The 15,317-nt window shown below is 68.7% G+C and carries 16 protein-coding genes; 4 read left to right on the top strand and 12 right to left on the bottom strand.

Annotation, left to right across the window (positions count from 1 at the left end; translation table 11 throughout):
• Nucleotides 1-23: 23 nt before the first annotated feature.
• Nucleotides 24-965 carry a 2,3,4,5-tetrahydropyridine-2,6-dicarboxylate N-succinyltransferase gene (gene dapD / locus AB0269_RS02465; RefSeq protein ID WP_366209578.1) on the top strand — a complete coding sequence of 314 codons (942 nt, stop codon included), beginning with the start codon at nucleotides 24-26 and terminating at the stop codon, nucleotides 963-965.
• 227 nt (nucleotides 966-1,192) lie between these two features.
• A complete protein-coding gene (locus AB0269_RS02460) occupies nucleotides 1,193-2,641 on the top strand; it encodes a DEAD/DEAH box helicase (protein WP_366209577.1) in 1,449 nt (482 codons plus the stop codon).
• Between the two features lie 71 nt (nucleotides 2,642-2,712).
• Here the strand turns inward: AB0269_RS02460 and AB0269_RS02455 are convergent, their stop codons facing one another.
• From AB0269_RS02455 to AB0269_RS02425, 7 genes are all read right to left on the bottom strand, one after another.
• Nucleotides 2,713-3,051, bottom strand: a complete 339-nt coding sequence (locus tag AB0269_RS02455; RefSeq protein ID WP_366209576.1) for an SHOCT domain-containing protein — start codon at nucleotides 3,049-3,051, stop codon at nucleotides 2,713-2,715.
• Nucleotides 3,052-3,116: 65 nt separating this feature from the next.
• On the bottom strand, nucleotides 3,117-4,412 hold the full coding sequence (locus tag AB0269_RS02450) for a citrate synthase (RefSeq protein ID WP_366209575.1): 1,296 nt from the start codon (nucleotides 4,410-4,412) through the stop codon (nucleotides 3,117-3,119).
• 188 nt (nucleotides 4,413-4,600) lie between these two features.
• On the bottom strand, nucleotides 4,601-5,713 hold the full coding sequence (gene dapC / locus AB0269_RS02445) for a succinyldiaminopimelate transaminase (RefSeq protein WP_366209574.1): 1,113 nt from the start codon (nucleotides 5,711-5,713) through the stop codon (nucleotides 4,601-4,603).
• Nucleotides 5,714-5,716: 3 nt separating this feature from the next.
• Nucleotides 5,717-6,037 (bottom strand): ferredoxin, encoded by a 321-nt coding sequence (gene fdxA, locus AB0269_RS02440; RefSeq protein ID WP_175985872.1) that lies wholly within the window; start codon nucleotides 6,035-6,037, stop codon nucleotides 5,717-5,719.
• 9 nt (nucleotides 6,038-6,046) lie between these two features.
• Complete coding sequence (locus tag AB0269_RS02435; RefSeq protein ID WP_366209573.1) at nucleotides 6,047-6,448, bottom strand: histidinol dehydrogenase; 402 nt, start codon at nucleotides 6,446-6,448, stop codon at nucleotides 6,047-6,049.
• A 35-nt stretch (nucleotides 6,449-6,483) separates the two neighbouring features.
• Nucleotides 6,484-6,798, bottom strand: coding sequence for an AzlD domain-containing protein (locus AB0269_RS02430; protein WP_366209572.1), 315 nt, complete (start codon nucleotides 6,796-6,798; stop codon nucleotides 6,484-6,486).
• Nucleotides 6,795-7,541, bottom strand: coding sequence for an AzlC family ABC transporter permease (locus AB0269_RS02425; RefSeq protein WP_366209571.1), 747 nt, complete (start codon nucleotides 7,539-7,541; stop codon nucleotides 6,795-6,797). Before AB0269_RS02425 ends, AB0269_RS02430 begins: the two co-directional genes overlap by 4 nt.
• Before the next feature lie 64 nt (nucleotides 7,542-7,605).
• Between AB0269_RS02425 and AB0269_RS02420 the strand changes: the two genes are divergently transcribed.
• The gene (locus tag AB0269_RS02420) at nucleotides 7,606-8,151 is read left to right on the top strand and encodes an XRE family transcriptional regulator (protein WP_366209570.1); all 546 of its coding nucleotides are present in this window, start codon (nucleotides 7,606-7,608) and stop codon (nucleotides 8,149-8,151) included.
• A 127-nt stretch (nucleotides 8,152-8,278) separates the two neighbouring features.
• On the opposite strand, the gene typA is transcribed toward AB0269_RS02420, so the two are convergent.
• The gene (gene typA, locus AB0269_RS02415) at nucleotides 8,279-10,189 is read right to left on the bottom strand and encodes a translational GTPase TypA (RefSeq protein ID WP_366209569.1); all 1,911 of its coding nucleotides are present in this window, start codon (nucleotides 10,187-10,189) and stop codon (nucleotides 8,279-8,281) included.
• A gap of 146 nt (nucleotides 10,190-10,335) precedes the next feature.
• Between typA and AB0269_RS02410 the strand changes: the two genes are divergently transcribed.
• Nucleotides 10,336-11,094 carry a CPBP family intramembrane glutamic endopeptidase gene (locus AB0269_RS02410; RefSeq protein ID WP_366209568.1) on the top strand — a complete coding sequence of 253 codons (759 nt, stop codon included), beginning with the start codon at nucleotides 10,336-10,338 and terminating at the stop codon, nucleotides 11,092-11,094.
• A gap of 77 nt (nucleotides 11,095-11,171) precedes the next feature.
• On the opposite strand, the gene AB0269_RS02405 is transcribed toward AB0269_RS02410, so the two are convergent.
• The 4 genes from AB0269_RS02405 to AB0269_RS02390 are packed head-to-tail and all read right to left on the bottom strand — an operon-like array spanning nucleotide 11,172 to nucleotide 15,247.
• Entirely contained in the window at nucleotides 11,172-11,738 is a 567-nt protein-coding gene (locus AB0269_RS02405) for a PH domain-containing protein (protein ID WP_366209567.1), read from the bottom strand.
• Nucleotides 11,738-13,387, bottom strand: a complete 1,650-nt coding sequence (locus tag AB0269_RS02400; RefSeq protein WP_366209566.1) for an ABC transporter ATP-binding protein — start codon at nucleotides 13,385-13,387, stop codon at nucleotides 11,738-11,740. Before AB0269_RS02400 ends, AB0269_RS02405 begins: the two co-directional genes overlap by 1 nt.
• A complete protein-coding gene (locus AB0269_RS02395; RefSeq protein WP_366209565.1) occupies nucleotides 13,384-14,328 on the bottom strand; it encodes an ABC transporter permease in 945 nt (314 codons plus the stop codon). The genes AB0269_RS02400 and AB0269_RS02395 overlap by 4 nt, the downstream gene beginning before the upstream one ends.
• Nucleotides 14,315-15,247, bottom strand: a complete 933-nt coding sequence (locus AB0269_RS02390) for an ABC transporter permease (RefSeq protein ID WP_366209564.1) — start codon at nucleotides 15,245-15,247, stop codon at nucleotides 14,315-14,317. The genes AB0269_RS02395 and AB0269_RS02390 overlap by 14 nt, the downstream gene beginning before the upstream one ends.
• Between the last annotated feature and the right edge of the window lie 70 nt (nucleotides 15,248-15,317).

The following is a 15,317-nucleotide window of genomic DNA, read 5'->3' as shown; positions in this document are numbered from 1 at the left end:
GCGGACCGCGGTAGCGTGGAGGCATGAGCAACGCGCGCACCGTCTGGGGCATCGGCCTGTCGACCATCGCCGGGGACGGCACCGTGCTGGACGCCTGGTACCCGCACATCGGGACCGGTTCGGTCATGGAGGCGAAGCTCGGCGAACTCGAGGAGCACGCCGGCGCCGATGAGCGCCGCAATGTCACGATCGAGACCGTGCAGCTGCAGATCGATCTGGATGCCGCCCCGGCGTCCACCGTCGACGCCTACCTGCGCCTGCACGCGCTGTCGCACCTGCTCGTGCGGCCGAATGAGCTCAACCTCGACGGCATCTTCGGCCACCTGCCCAACGTCGCGTGGACGAACGCCGGACCGATGCATCCCGACGATGCCGCGCGCCTGCAGGCGCAGATGCGTCGGCACAGCATCCAGGTGCAGGGGCTGGACAAGTTCCCCCGGCTCACCGACTACGTCCAGCCTGCGGGCGTCCGCATCGCCGATGCGTCACGCGTGCGCCTCGGCGCCCACCTCTCCCCCGGCACGACCGTGATGCACGAGGGCTTCGTGAACTTCAACGCCGGGACACTCGGCGCCTCGATGGTCGAGGGCCGCATCTCGCAGGGCGTCGTCGTCGGCGAGGGCAGCGACATCGGCGGCGGAGCATCCATCATGGGAACGCTCTCCGGCGGCGGCACCGTGCGCGTCTCGATCGGTGCTCGCACGCTCCTCGGCGCCAACTCCGGGCTGGGCATCGCCCTGGGCGATGACTGCATCCTCGAAGCCGGCGTGTACATCACGGCCGGGTCGAAGGTGGTGCTCGTCGACGGGCCCGAGACGGCCGACGGGGGCAAGCGCATCGTCAAGGCCGCCGAGCTCAGCGGCCGCAACGGACTGCTGTTCTGGCGCAACTCCGTCACCGGCGCGATCGAGGCGAAGCAGCGTGAGGGTGTGGGTATCACGCTCAACGAGGCCCTGCACGCCTGAGCCCTTCGACAGGCTCAGGGACCGCGCCCCCTCGCTCTGCTAGTCTTGTGAGGTTGCCCGGTATCGGGCGACTGCGTCGTCGACACGGGGTCCACCCAGACCGAAGTGAGCTGCAGAGCTCCTCCACCAGTTGGCGTTTCGAACGGCGAACCTCTGCGCACCTCCTGTGCGCGGTCGCCCATCCCACTATTCGCGCACGAGTCGTCGTGCGCTGACGGAGTACATCCATGCCCACCTTCCTTGAACTCGGCGTGCCCGCACGCCTCGCCGACGTGCTCGCCGCCGACGGCAAGACCGAGGCGTTCGCCATCCAGCGCGACACCCTCCCCGATTCCCTGGCCGGACGCGACCTGCTCGGCCGCGGCCGTACCGGCAGCGGCAAGACCATCGCGTTCGCCCTGCCGCTCGTGGCCCGCATGGCCGCGTCGCAGAAGCGCACCCGCGCCCAGCACCCCCGCGGTCTCGTGCTCGCCCCGACCCGTGAGCTCGCGACCCAGATCGCGGCGACCGTGGCCCCGCTCGCGAAGGCCGCAGGCCTCACCGTCACGACGATCTTCGGCGGCGTCAGCCAGCGCCCGCAGGAACAGGCGCTGCGCGCCGGCGTCGACATCGTCGTCGCCTGCCCCGGCCGGCTCGAGGACCTCATGAAGCAGAAGCTCGTCTCGCTGGACTCGGTCGAGGTGGCCGTGCTCGACGAAGCCGACCACATGGCTGACCTCGGGTTCCTCCCCGGTGTCACCCGCATCCTCGCCGCGACCCCGACCGGCGGACAGCGCCTGCTGTTCAGCGCGACGCTGGACCGCGGCATCGACGCGCTCGCGAAGCGCTTCCTCTCGAACCCCGTCAGCCACGAGGTCGACGAGGCGAGCGTCCCGGTCGGCGAGATGACGCACCGCGTGTTGGTGACCACGTCCACCGAGCACAAGACGGTGCTCGTGCGCGAGCTCGCCGCCGGCACCGGTCGCCGCATCCTGTTCACGCGCACCAAGCACCAGGCGAAGAAGCTCGCCAAGGCGTTGACCGCAGCCGGCATCCCCGCGGTCGACCTGCACGGAAACCTGTCTCAGAACGCCCGTGAGCGCAACCTCAGCGCCTTCTCGGCCGACCCGGCCGACGGCGGCGTCCGCGTGCTCGTCGCCACCGACGTCGCCGCTCGCGGCGTGCACGTCGACAACGTCGACCTCGTCGTCCACGTCGACCCGCCCATGGAGCACAAGGCGTACCTGCACCGCTCCGGCCGCACCGCGCGCGCGGGAGCTGCGGGCACCGTGGTCACCGTCGTGCTGCCCGAGCAGCGCCGCGACGTGAAGGACCTGCTGCGCAAGGCCCAGATCACCGCCGACCTCGAGCAGGTCGACGCCGCGATCGTCGAGGAGCTCGTCCCCGAGCGCGCCCCGCACGTCAAACCGGCACCGGCGCAGCCGCAGCAGCGTCAGCAGCCGAAAAAGCCGCGCCAGCCGCAGCAGGGCGGAGCCCCGGCATCCGGATCACCCGCCCGCCGGCGCCGCCGTCCGCAGAGCCACGGCGGCCAGAACCACAGCGGCCAGACGCACGGCGGCCAGGCGCAGGGAGCGCAGGGTCAGCGCCAGGGCCAGCGTCCCGGCATCCAGGTGGGGCAGCGCGTCGACACGCGTCGCTCGCGCCGCGCGCAGGGCGGCGGATCCCAGGTGCGCTGAGCGCCTCGCCGAAAGGCCCCGACAGGTGACGCCGGTCGGGGCCTTTCGACATCGATCAGGGTGCTGTCTGATCAGGCGCCGAGCGCGCTGGCTCGCGCCGCGGCGTGCTCCGCGTCTGTGATGACTCCGCGTGCGTGCAGATCATCGAGTTCGGCAAGACGCTGTTCGATCGATGGTGGAGCCGCCCCGGCCACAGGTGTCCCGGACGGGCGCAGAAGCTCGCTGCGCAGAACCTGAGCAGTGGCCTGCGTCTGCATGGTCAGCGGGTCGTACCCCGCATCCTTCGCAGCCTTCCAGTTGCGTGCGGCCGCGACGATGATGAAGATCACCGCCGCGACGAACAGGACGCCGAAGATCGCGAAGGCGATGCCCATGGAACCGGGCACGGCGTCGAAGAGCGCATCATCCATGGCGGAATACTATCCCCCGCCACCGAGCGCGCACTCCCGCGCCGCGGACGGCGCGTCGCCCGACCTCAGCGGGTCTGGAACGTGCGCTCCGGCGACCCCGTGTACAGCTGCTGCGGGCGGCCGATCTTGGTCTGCTTGTCGAGGTTCAGCTCGCGCCACTGGGCGAGCCAGCCCGGCAGGCGACCGATCGCGAACAGCACGGTGAACATGCGGGTCGGGAAGCCCATCGCCTTGTAGATCACGCCGGTGTAGAAGTCGACGTTCGGGTAAAGGCGGCGCTCCTTGAAGTAGTCGTCCGCGAGGGCGATCTCCTCGAGCTCCTTGGCGAGGTCGAGCAGCGGATCGGTCACGCCGAGCTCGCGCAGCACCTCGTCAGCGGCCTCCTTGACGAGCTTGGCGCGCGGGTCGTAGTTCTTGTAGACCCGATGGCCGAAGCCCATGAGCTTGACGCCCTCTTCCTTGTTCTTCACGCGCTCGACGAAGCGCTGCACGCCCTGACCCGAGTCGCGGATCTCGGCGAGCATGCTCAGCACGGCCTCGTTGGCGCCGCCGTGCAGCGGGCCGGAGAGCGCCTGGATGCCGGCGGAGATCGAGGCGAACTGGTTGGCTCCGGTCGAGCCGACCAGGCGCACCGTCGAGGTCGACGCGTTCTGCTCGTGGTCCTCGTGGAGGATCAGCAGCAGCTCGAGGGCCTTCGACATCACCGGGTTGATCTCGTAAGGCTCCGAGTGCACGCCGAAGTTGAGCTTGAGGAAGTTGTCGACGAAGCTCAGCGAGTTGTCGGGGTACAGGAAGGCCTGCCCCACGCTCTTCTTGTGCGCGTACGCCGCGATCACGGGGAGCTTGGCGAGCATGCGGACCATGTTCAGCTCGACGTGCTCGGGGTTGTTCGGGTCGGTCTGGCCCTCGTAGTAGGTCGAGAGCGCTGCGACCGCGGACGACAGCACCGACATGGGGTGCGCGGTGTGCGGAAGAGCGGAGAAGAAGTGCTTGAGGTCCTCGTGGAGGAGGGTGTGACGCCGGATGCGGTCGTCGAAGTCCTCGAGCTCGGCGGGCGTGGGCAGTTCGCCGTAGATCAGCAGCCATGCGACCTCGAGGTACGTGCAGTTCTTGGCGATCTGCTCGATCGGGTAGCCGCGATACCGCAGGATCCCCTGGTCGCCGTCGATGAACGTGATCTCGGACTTCGTGGATGCCGTGTTGACGAACCCGTAGTCGAGGCCCGTGTAGCCGGTCTGCTTCGTCAGCGTCGAGAAGTCGATGCTGTCAGCGCCTGCGGTGCCGCGCAGAACCGGGAATTCGGCAGTGGTCTCACCGATCGTGAGAGTGGCCTTGGCCTGCTGGTCTCCCGCTGCACTCACGCGGACCTCCTTGTGCGTTGTACGCGACCTGTTGGTCTGATTCGTCCTGTTGGGTCGGATGTATCGAGGGCGATCACGCGGCGCCGAGCACCTGGCCGGCGTTCCGACCGAATCGCCTTTACAGCCTAGTCGTCCGATCGGCCTACTGTCGCATCCGCCAAGAGATCCCGCAGTTGCGCGGTGAGAACCTACAAGCCCGGGGCGTGCAGCCGTCGGGCGCCCTCGGCGACCCGATCAGTCGGCGCGGTCAGTGCGAGGCGCACGTGCTGCGCGGCATCCGCTCCGTAGAAGGGTCCGGGGCCGGCGAGGATGCCGAGATCGGCGAGCGCCGCCATCGATTCCCACGCGTCTCGGCCCTCGGTCGCCCACAGGTACAGCCCCGCTTCCGAGCCGTCGATGCGGAACCCTGCCGCCTCGAGCGCCGGACGGAGCAGATCACGACGGGTGCGGTAGAGCTCCTTCTGCGCCGCGACGTGGGCGTCGTCGCCGAGGGCGGCGATCATCGCCTGCTGCACGGGCGCCGGCATCATCAACCCCAGGTGCTTGCGCGCAGTGAGCAGGTCGGCGATCACGCGCGCACATCCGGCCACGAAGGCGGCGCGGTAGCCGGCGAGGTTGGACTGCTTGCTCAGCGAGTACACGCTCAGCAGGTTGCTCCGCGTGCCGCCGGTCACCCGGGGATCGAGGACGGAGGGCACCGGTTCGCTCGCCCAGGGTCCGTCCCAGCCGAGTTCGGCATAGCACTCGTCGCTGGCGAGAACGGCGCCGAGTTCTCGCGCACGGCTCACGGCCGCGGTGAGCTCTGCGACGGTCCAGGTGCGTCCGTCGGGGTTGCCCGGGGTGTTGATCCAGATGAGCTTCGCGCCCTCGGGCCACGCCGCGGGGTCGTCCTCGGCCACCGGCGTGGCACCGGCGACACGTGCGCCGACCTCGTAGGTCGGATACGCGACCCGGGGGAAGACGACGATGTCGCCCTCGCCGAGTCCGAGCAGCGTCGGCAGCAGCGCGACGAGCTCTTTCGAACCGACCGTGGGCAGCACATTGTCGACGGTGAGCTCCGGCACTCCCCTGCGCCGTGCGTACCACTCCACGATCGCCTCGCGCAGCGCCGGCGTGCCGATGTTCTGGGGGTAGGCGTGCGCGTCAGTGGCATCGGCAAGGGCTCGCCGGATGACGTCAGGAGTCGGGTCGACGGGCGAGCCGATGGAGAGATCGACGATCCCCTGCGGATACTCCGCCGCGCGCTCACGGAACGGGACGACAGCATCCCACGGGTAGTCGGCGAGATCCCTGACCCCCACGCCCTACTCTCCCTGCGGCGGGAGCGCGGCGATGATCGGGTGGTCGTGCTTGATGACGCCGACCTTGGCCGCGCCGCCGGGCGAACCGACCTCCTCGAAGAACTCGACGTTCGCCTTGTAATAGTCCTGCCACTCGTCGGGCAGGTCGTCCTCGTAGTAGATCGCCTCGACGGGGCACACCGGCTCGCAGGCGCCGCAGTCGACGCACTCGTCGGGGTGGATGTACAGCGATCGCTCGCCCTCGTAGATGCAGTCAACGGGGCACTCGTCGATGCAGGCGCGGTCCTTGACATCGACGCACGGGAGGGCGATCACATACGTCACCCCTTCAGTCTACGACTCGTTCTCGTGCAGTGCGCTCCGGCGCGGCTGCTGCGGCACGGAGCGCTTGAGGTTCGGCCACGCGATCACGAGCAGCGCGATGCCGCAGACCACGTAGATCCAGATCTGCCCGATGGGCGTGTTCGGCACGATGACCGAGCCGCCGGGGCCGGGGCCCGAGATGATCAGCAGCATCCCGATCATCCCGAGTGCGGTGGCGATCGTCGCCGCACGGTCGTGCGTCAGTGCACGGACCGCGATGAGCAGGGCTCCGCAGGCGATGGCGGCGACGATGAGCCCGATCGGCACCGGTCCCCACATCAGGCTGTGCGCGATCGTGCCCGCAGTTCCGTAGACGACGCCGACGAGCGCGGCGGCGATCCAGGACAGCAGGCGGGACAACCAGTTGGGCACGGATCGATCCTACGCGCGTGCAGTGCCGCCTCCGATCAGGCAGCCCATCCTGCCAGTCGCAGCAGCGCCGCCACGGCGGCCGCCGCGATCACGACGACGAGGAACGACTGGCGCAGGTAGAGCAGTCCCGCAGCGACCAGGACGGCCGGGATGCGGGCATCCACGACGATGCCCTGCCCGCTGCCGAGCGTCTGTACACCGACCAGCGCGGCCAGCAGGGCGACGGTCAGCAGATCGGAGATCCGCGCCGGCCGCGGCGCCTCGAGCAGATGCGCGGGGATCAGGTAGCCGAACGCCTTGAGCGCCACGCAGATGCACGCGGCCAGCAGGACGGCGCTCCAGACGCTCATGCGACGGCCTCGCCCTCGTCGGCCGGGCGCTCGTCGCGGCCCAGCCAGTTGAACCAGCCGACGACGATCGCGACGACGGCGGCGACGAGCACGGGCAGCCCCGGCATGATGAACGGTGTCAGCGCCGAGGCGACCACGGCCGCGGCGACGCCCACGGCGATCGCCTGCCGCTGCTTGAGCCGGGGCCACAGCAGCGCGAGGAAGGCCGCTGCGGCCGCGGCATCCAGACCCCAGGTCTTGGGGTCGCCGAGCACATCGCCGAGCAGCGCTCCGAGGAGGGTGGTGAGATTCCAGCCGACGAACACGCCGATGCCGGTGACCCAGAATCCGAGGAGGCGCTGCGGACGGGTGCTCTGCGAGATCGCCACGGCGGTAGATTCGTCGATCGTGACCTGCGCCGCCGCCGCACGCTTCCAGAAGCCGGACCCGATGATGGGCGACATCCGCATGCCGTAGGCCATGTTTCGCACTCCGAGCAGCGCGGCCGAGGCCACCGCCGAGGGCAGAGCGCTCATCCCCCCGGCGCTGAAGACCCCGATGAACGCGAACTGCGATCCGCCCGTGAACATGAGCAGGCTCAGGACGCAGGTCTGCCACACGTCCAGCCCCGAAGCCACGGCGAGCGCGCCGAAGGAGATGCCGTAGGCGCTCGTGGCGACGGCGACGCCGACACCCTCGCGCCACACCTCGCGGCGGGCGAGGCCGGGCGGCTCGGCCTTCGCCGTTCGATCTACTGAACACATGATGATCATTCTGAACATCGCGAGAAGGATAGTCAAGTGAACGATCGTTTGGCATGATGAACAGATGGATCTCGGAACGCGCATCGCCCGCACCCTTCGACGGGAACGCGAGGCCCGCGGTCTGTCCGTGTCGGAACTGGCGAGGCAGGCCGGCGTCTCGAAGGCGACCGTGTCGCAACTGGAGAACGGCGCCGGCAACCCGAGCGTCGAGACGCTGTGGGCGCTGGGCGTCGCGCTCGGTGTGCCGTTCGCCGTTCTCGTCGACCAGCAGGCGAGCTCACCGACGCTGATCCGCGCCGACGATCTCCCCGAGGTGCCGTCCGCCGCTGCCGCGTACAGCGCGTCGCTGCTGTCGGCCAGCCCTCCCGGCGCCCGCCGGGATGTCTACATCATCCGCGCCGAGCCCGGCGAGCCGCGGCGTTCCGAGCCGCACCACGCCGGCACGATCGAGCACGTCGTGCTCGTCTCCGGTCAGGCGAGTCTGGGTCCGGCGGGCGATGCCGTGATCCTGAATCCCGGCGACTACGTCTCCTACCCCGGCGACGCCTCGCACGTGTTCGAGGCGCTGCTCCCCGGCACGAGCGCGGTCCTGATCAGCGAGCTGCGCTGACCCTCACTCCGCCGACTGCGACCCGCCGCCGATACGACAACGCCCCCTCCGGTCGTCGACGCCCCCGCTCAGCGACGCATGTCAGCGAGGGCGTCGACGACCGGAGGGGGCCTCGACGGGGAAGAGGTTACGCGTTGGCGTCCTGGCGCTTCTGACGCGCGGTCTCGCGACCACGGGTCGTCTGGTCGAGGATCACCTTGCGGATGCGGACGACCTCGGGGGTCACCTCGACGCATTCGTCGTCACGGGCGAACTCGAGGCTCTCCTCGAGCGAGAGCTCACGCGGCGGCGTCATCGACTCGAACGAGTCGGCGGTCGCCGACCGCATGTTGGTGAGCTTCTTCTCCTTGGTGATGTTCACGTCCATGTCATCGCTGCGCGAGTTCTCGCCGATGACCATGCCCTCGTAGACCTCCTGCGTGGGCTTGACGAAGAACGACATGCGCTCCTGCAGTGCGATCATCGCGAAGGGCGTGACGACACCCGAGCGGTCGGCCACGATCGAGCCGTTCTGACGCGTCGTGATGTGGCCGGCCCACGGCTCGTAGCCGTGCGAGATGCTGTTGGCGATGCCGGTGCCGCGCGTCGTGGTCATGAACTCGGTGCGGAAGCCGATGAGGCCGCGGGCGGGGACGATGAACTCCATGCGCACCCAGCCGGTGCCGTGATTGATCATGTTGTCCATGCGGCCCTTGCGGTTGGCGAGGAGCTGCGTGATCGCGCCGAGGTACTCCTCAGGAGCGTCGATCGTCAGGTGCTCGAAGGGCTCGTGGACCTTGCCGTCGACCTTCTTGGTGACCACCTGGGGCTTGCCGACCGTGAGCTCGAAGCCCTCACGGCGCATGTTCTCGACGAGGATGGCCAGCGCGAGCTCGCCGCGTCCCTGCACCTCCCACGCGTCGGGACGACCGATATCGACGACCTTGAGCGAGACGTTTCCGATGAGCTCGCGGTCCAGGCGGTCCTTCACCATGCGGGCGGTGAGCTTGTGGCCCTTGACCTTGCCGACCAGCGGCGAGGTGTTCGTGCCGATGGTCATCGAGATCGCGGGATCGTCCACGTGGATCTGCGGCAGCGGACGGACGTCGTTCGGGTCGGCGATCGTCTCGCCGATCGTGATGTCCTCGAAGCCGGCGATGGCGACGATGTCGCCGGGCCCGGCGGACTCGGCCGGGTAGCGCTCGAGGGCACGGGTCATGAGCAGCTCGGTGATGCGGGCGTTGCTGGTGGTGCCGTCCGCACGCACCCAGGCGACGGTCTGGCCCTTCTTCAGCGTGCCGTTGAAGACGCGCAGGAGGGCGAGACGGCCGAGGAACGGGCTGGAGTCGAGGTTCGTGACCCACGCCTGCAGCGGCGCCTCGTCGTCGTACGCCGGGGCGGGGATGTGCTCGAGGATCGCCTCGAACAGCGGCTCGAGGTCGTCGTTGTCGGGCAGGGCGCCGTTGTCGGGGCGGGTGCGGCTGGCGGCTCCGGCACGGCCGGACGCGTACACGACGGGAACGTCGAGCAGCGCGTCGACGTCGAGGTCGGGCACGTCGTCGACGAGGTCGGATGCCAGGCCCAGGAGCAGGTCGTGAGCCTCCTCCTCCACCTCGACGATGCGCGCGTCGGGACGGTCGGTCTTGTTGACCAGCAGGATTACGGGGAGCTTGGCCTCGAGCGCCTTGCGCAGCACGAAGCGGGTCTGCGGCAGCGGACCCTCGGAGGAGTCGACGAGCAGCACGACGCCGTCGACCATGGACAGGCCGCGCTCGACCTCGCCGCCGAAGTCGGCGTGACCGGGGGTGTCGATCACGTTGATCGTGACGGGGACGTCCGTGTGGGCGCCGTTGTAGGTGATCGCGGTGTTCTTCGCGAGGATCGTGATGCCCTTTTCGCGCTCGAGATCGTTCGAGTCCATGGCGCGCTCGTCGACGTGCGCGTGTTCGCCGAAGGAGCCCGTCTGACGGAGCATCGCGTCGACGAGGGTGGTCTTGCCGTGGTCGACGTGCGCGACGATTGCGACATTGCGGAGGTCAGAGCGAAGGGCGTGCGCCATGCAGGTTTCCTAAAAGGGATTGTGATGTGATGGAGGTGCCGCTTGTACTGAGCGAGCGTCAGCGAGACGAAGTGACGGTACAGGATATCGCACGGTCGCTGACCGCTCACCGAGTGGGCATATGAACGCTCCCGTAACATCGGGCTGTGGCCCTCCCCTCGTCCCCTCCCTCACGCGCCCGCACGTGGTGGGAGATCGCGATCGTCCTCGCTCTGGGGCTCGGCGAGTCAGCCGTCTACGCGATCGTGCAGATCGTGTACCGGCTGACGGATGCCACCCCGCTGGCGGATCAGTCGACGACGCTGAATCCGTCCCGCAGCGACCGGGAGGTCTTCGACCTCGTCTACCAGGTGCTCGGCATCGGCTTCTCGATCGTTCCGGTCCTGCTCGTCTGCTTCCTCGTCTGGCAGCACCGCCGCCCGCACCTGGGCCGGCTGGGGCTCGACGGCGCCCGTGTCGGTCGCGACATCGGCCACGGCATCCTGCTCGTCCTCGCGATCGGCATCCCGGGCCTTGCCCTGTACGTCGGAGGCCGGATGCTGGGGCTCTTCGTCGCCGTCGACCCGGGCGGGATCGACGCGCACTGGTGGACCGTGCCGATCCTGCTGCTGTCGGCGGCCCGCGCCTCGATCACCGAGGAGTTCGTCGTGCTCGGGTACCTGTTCCTCCGCCTTCGGCAGCTCGGCTGGGGCACCTGGCCGATCATCATCGCCACCTCGGTGCTGCGCGCGAGCTACCACCTGTACCAAGGACCGGGTGCGTTCATCGGGAACCTGGCGATGGGGCTGCTGTTCGGCTGGCTGTTCGCGAGGACGGGGCGACTGCTGCCGTTCCTCGTCGCGCACTTCGTCATCGACGCGGTCGCGTTCGTCGGCTATCCCCTGGTCGCCCCGCTCCTCCCCTGATCCCGAGACTGCAAGGCCGCGCCGAGACTGCGCCGATCCGACGCAGTCTCGGCGCGGCCTTGGGGATTCGGTGGAAGTCAGCGGGTGAGGAGGACCGCCACCGCCACCCACCCGGCGAGGACCACGAGGGCGAGGATCGCGGGCCAGTCCCACGATTTCACGACCGCGGCATCCGGAGCAGTGGCATCCGGAGCCGCCTGCGCGTCCAGGCGCAGACGCTGCAGCTTCGCGATGCCGTCGGCGGCGTTGTCGTTGCCGTCCTCCTTCGCCCGGTCAGGGCCGATCCGCCGCGGACGCGAGCGTGCGGGCCCGCCGAAGCAGCGCACGACCTTTCCGTCGTCGAGAGCGAACTCGATCTGCCAGCGCATCGCGATGCGCTTGACGCGCGACCACGGCATCGAGGTGCGGCGGAGGAGGTTCTGCACTTCGGCACCCGCGCGATCGGCGCGGATGTCGGATGCGATCCCGACGACGTAGACAGACCAGAGCACGAGCAGCGGCCACGGAGCCAGCAGCAGAGCGTTGCCGACGCCGGTGCGCACGCCCGCATCGATCAGCAGGTACAGCGCGACGACCGCGCAGATGACGAGCAGCCAGACCGCCCCGGTGACCGGGAAGGCCCGGGGCGGCCTGGCAGGTGCCATCAGGCGGCGCCGCCGCCCAGAGTGAGCGATGCGCCCGGGATCGCCTCGAGCAGTCGCCGGGTGTACTCCTCCTGCGGGTTGGTGAAGATCTCGTCCACCGTGCCCTGCTCGACGATGCGCCCCTGCTCCATGACGCACACGAGGTCCGCGGCGACGCGGACGACCGCGAGGTCGTGGGTGATGAACAGGTACGTCAGGCCGAGCTCCTGCTGCAGGTCCGACAGCAGTTGCAGGATCTGATCCTGTACCAGCACGTCGAGCGCCGACACGGCCTCGTCGAGGACGACGATGTCGGGCTTGAGCGCGAGGGCCCGGGCGATCGCGACGCGCTGGCGCTGACCACCGGACAGCTCGTTCGGGTACCGCCATGCGAGCTCCTGCGGCAGCGCCACCTGCTCGAGGAGTTCGAGCGAGCGCTGGTGCTGCTCCTCCTTCGTGCCGATGCCGTGCACGTGCAGCGGCTCGGCGATGAGGCTGCCGATGCTGCGCAGCGGGTCGAGCGAACCGTACGGGTCCTGGAAGACCGGCTGCATGCGCCTACGCAGGCGGAACACGTCGCCCCTCGACATCGTGCTCGTCGGCGTCCCGTCGATGAGAATCTCGCCGTCGGTCGGCTTCTCGAGCTGCAGCAGCATCTTCGCGACCGTGGACTTGCCCGAACCGGACTCGCCCACCAGTGCCAGCGTCTTGCCCCGCGGGATCGTGAACGAGACGTCGTCGACCGCGCGGAACTGCTCGTGGCGGAGCCCTCCAGTGCGGATCGAGAAGTCCTTGACGAGGTTTCGCACCTCGACCACGGTCGGGATCGCCTCGACGCCCTCGGACGTCTGGCCGGTGTCTCCGATGCGCTGGGATGCCAGGCTCGGGGCCGCGGCGACCAGGCGCTGCGTGTACGGATGCCGCGGGTTCGTCAGGATCTCGGCGCTGCGGCCGGCCTCGACGATCTCGCCCTGGTTCATCACGAGGATGCGGTCCGCGCGCTCGGCGGCCAGTCCCAGGTCGTGCGTGATCAGCAGCACCGAGGTGCCCCGCTCGCTCGTGAGCGTGGCGAGGTGATCGAGGATCACGCGCTGCACGGTGACGTCCAGCGCACTCGTCGGCTCGTCGGCGATCAGCAGCTTCGGGTCGGCGGCGAGGCCGATCCCGATGAGGGCGCGCTGACGCATGCCTCCCGAGAACTGGTGCGGGAACTGATGCATGCGCCGGGCGGCGTCGGCGAGCCCCGCCTGCTGCAGGACTTCGACGGCGCGGTCATGCACCTGCTTGCGTCCCTGCGCCAGTCCGTTCGCCCGCACCGCCTCCTTGACCTGGAAGCCGATCGACCACACGGGGTTGAGGTTCGACATCGGGTCCTGAGGGACGTAGCCGATCTCGCGACCCCGGATGCGCTCCATCTCGCGGCGACCGGCCTTGGTGAGGTCCTTGCCGCCGAGGGCGATGCTGCCGTCGGTGACATGCCCCGTCCCCGGCAGCAGGTCGATGATCGCCGCAGCGGTCGTCGACTTGCCCGAGCCCGACTCGCCCACGATGGCGAGCGTCTCGCCCTCATAGATGTCGAAGCTCACACCGTGCAGCACCTCGCGCACGTCCTTGCCGCTGCGGAATGCGACCTTCAGGTCGCGGATGCTGAGAAGAGGTGCGTCGTTCATCGCTGAGCCCTCGCCTTCGGGTCGACGGCGTCGCGCAGCAGCTCGCCGAGTGTGATGAATGCCAGCACGGTCACGGTCAGCGCGAGCGACGGCCAGAACAGCGCCATCGGTGCTGTGCGGATGCTGGTCTGCGCCTGACTGATGTCGTTCCCCCACGACATGGTGCTGCCGCCGAGACCGACGCCGAGGAACGACAGCACCGACTCGGCGACGATCGCCGCGGCGAGGCTGAGCGTGGCGACGACGATGACCGGGGCCATCGCGTTCGGGAGCACGTGCGAGATCAGTGTGCGGAATCGCGAGAGTCCGACCGCTTCCGCACCCATGACGAAGTCCGCCTGCTTCACGCGCAGCACCTCGGCGCGCATGATGCGCGCGGTCGACGCCCAGGCGAAACCGCCGATCGCGAACGCGAGGACGATCTCGTTGCGGACGGGCATCACCGACATGACGACGATCGCCGCGATGATGTACGGGATCGTGAAGAAGATGTCGCCGACGCGGGAGAGAAGCGAGTCGAGCCAGCCGCCGTAGAACCCGGCGAACGCTCCCATGATCATTCCGATGAGCGTGCTGATGAGCGTTGCCAGCAGGCCGACAACCACAGATGTGCGCGTGCCCCAGATGATGCGGGAGTACACGTCGCAGCCCTGACGGGTGAAACCGAGCGGATGCCCGGCTTCAGGACCGCCGTTGCTGCTGGCCAGCGAGCATCCGTTGTTCGGCGCCACGCTCGTGAAGAGCCAGGGGAACACGGAGACGATGACCACGAGCAGCACGAAGGCGGCCGAGATCCAGAACAGCGGCCGGTGGCGCAGGTCGCGCCAGGCGTCGAGCCACAGGTTGCTGCGCTTGGCGTTGATGCGGACGACGTCGACGGGAACCGACGTCGTGTCGACAGGAGCGACGTAGTGCTCGGTGTTTGCGTCAGTTCGAGACATAGCGGATCCTCGGGTCGAGCAGGCCGTAGAGCAGGTCCACGACGATGTTGATGAGCACGTAGACGACGACGAACACCGTCACGAAGGAGACGACCGTCGGGTTCTCCCCGCGGATGATCGCCTGGTAGAGCGTGTTGCCGACACCGGGCACGTTGAAGATGCCCTCCGTGACGGTCGCGCCGACCATGAGGATGCCGAACACGGTGCCGAGGTCGGTGACCATCGGGATCAGCGAGTTGCGCAGCACGTGCACGGGGATGACGCGCTCGCGGGGCAGACCCTTGCTGTACGCGGTGCGCACCCAGTCCTGGTTCAGCGTCTCGATCGTCGAGCTGCGGGTGAGGCGCATGCTCGTCGCATACACGCTGAAGCCCAGGACGATCGCCGGCAGCCAGAGATCCCCCCAGTCGTTGCGGGCACCGACTGTGGGTCTGAACCACCCCAGTTGCACCGCAAGGAAGTACTGCGCGAGGAACGCGAGCACGAAGATCGGCACGGCGACGAAGACCAGCGCGACGACGAGCATCGAGTTGTCGAAGATGCCGCCCTTGCCGAGCGCCGAGAACAGTCCGATCACGATGGCGAGCACGAAGGCGATGCCGACGGCCATGACGGCGAGGCGCAACGTGACGGGGAACGTACGGGCCAGGATCTCGATCACGGGTTGACCGGAGAAGCTGATGCCGAAATCGAGCCGGAAGATGCCGGCGATGTAGTAGAAGTACTGGACGATGAACGGCTGATCGAGGTGGTACTGCTCACGCAGCCGCTCAAGCAGCGCCGGGTTGGGCTGACGATCACCGAACAGGGCGGCGATGGGATCGCCGGGCATGGCGAAGACCATGAAGTAGATCAGCAGGGTGGCGCCGAAGAACACCGGGATCGCCTGCAGGATTCGTTTGAGGATGTAAAGAGCCACCCTCGACCTCCCTTCGGGTAGGGGACGCACAGGGCGACGAGGCGGTGGTGTTCAACCACCGCCTCGTCGC

Origin of the sequence: Microbacterium sp. NPDC077644, from assembly GCF_040702785.1 — a bacterium.
Classification (GTDB): domain Bacteria; phylum Actinomycetota; class Actinomycetes; order Actinomycetales; family Microbacteriaceae; genus Microbacterium.
Note: the sequence above shows the minus strand (reverse complement) of the source record. Positions and strands in the feature narration are given on the sequence as shown.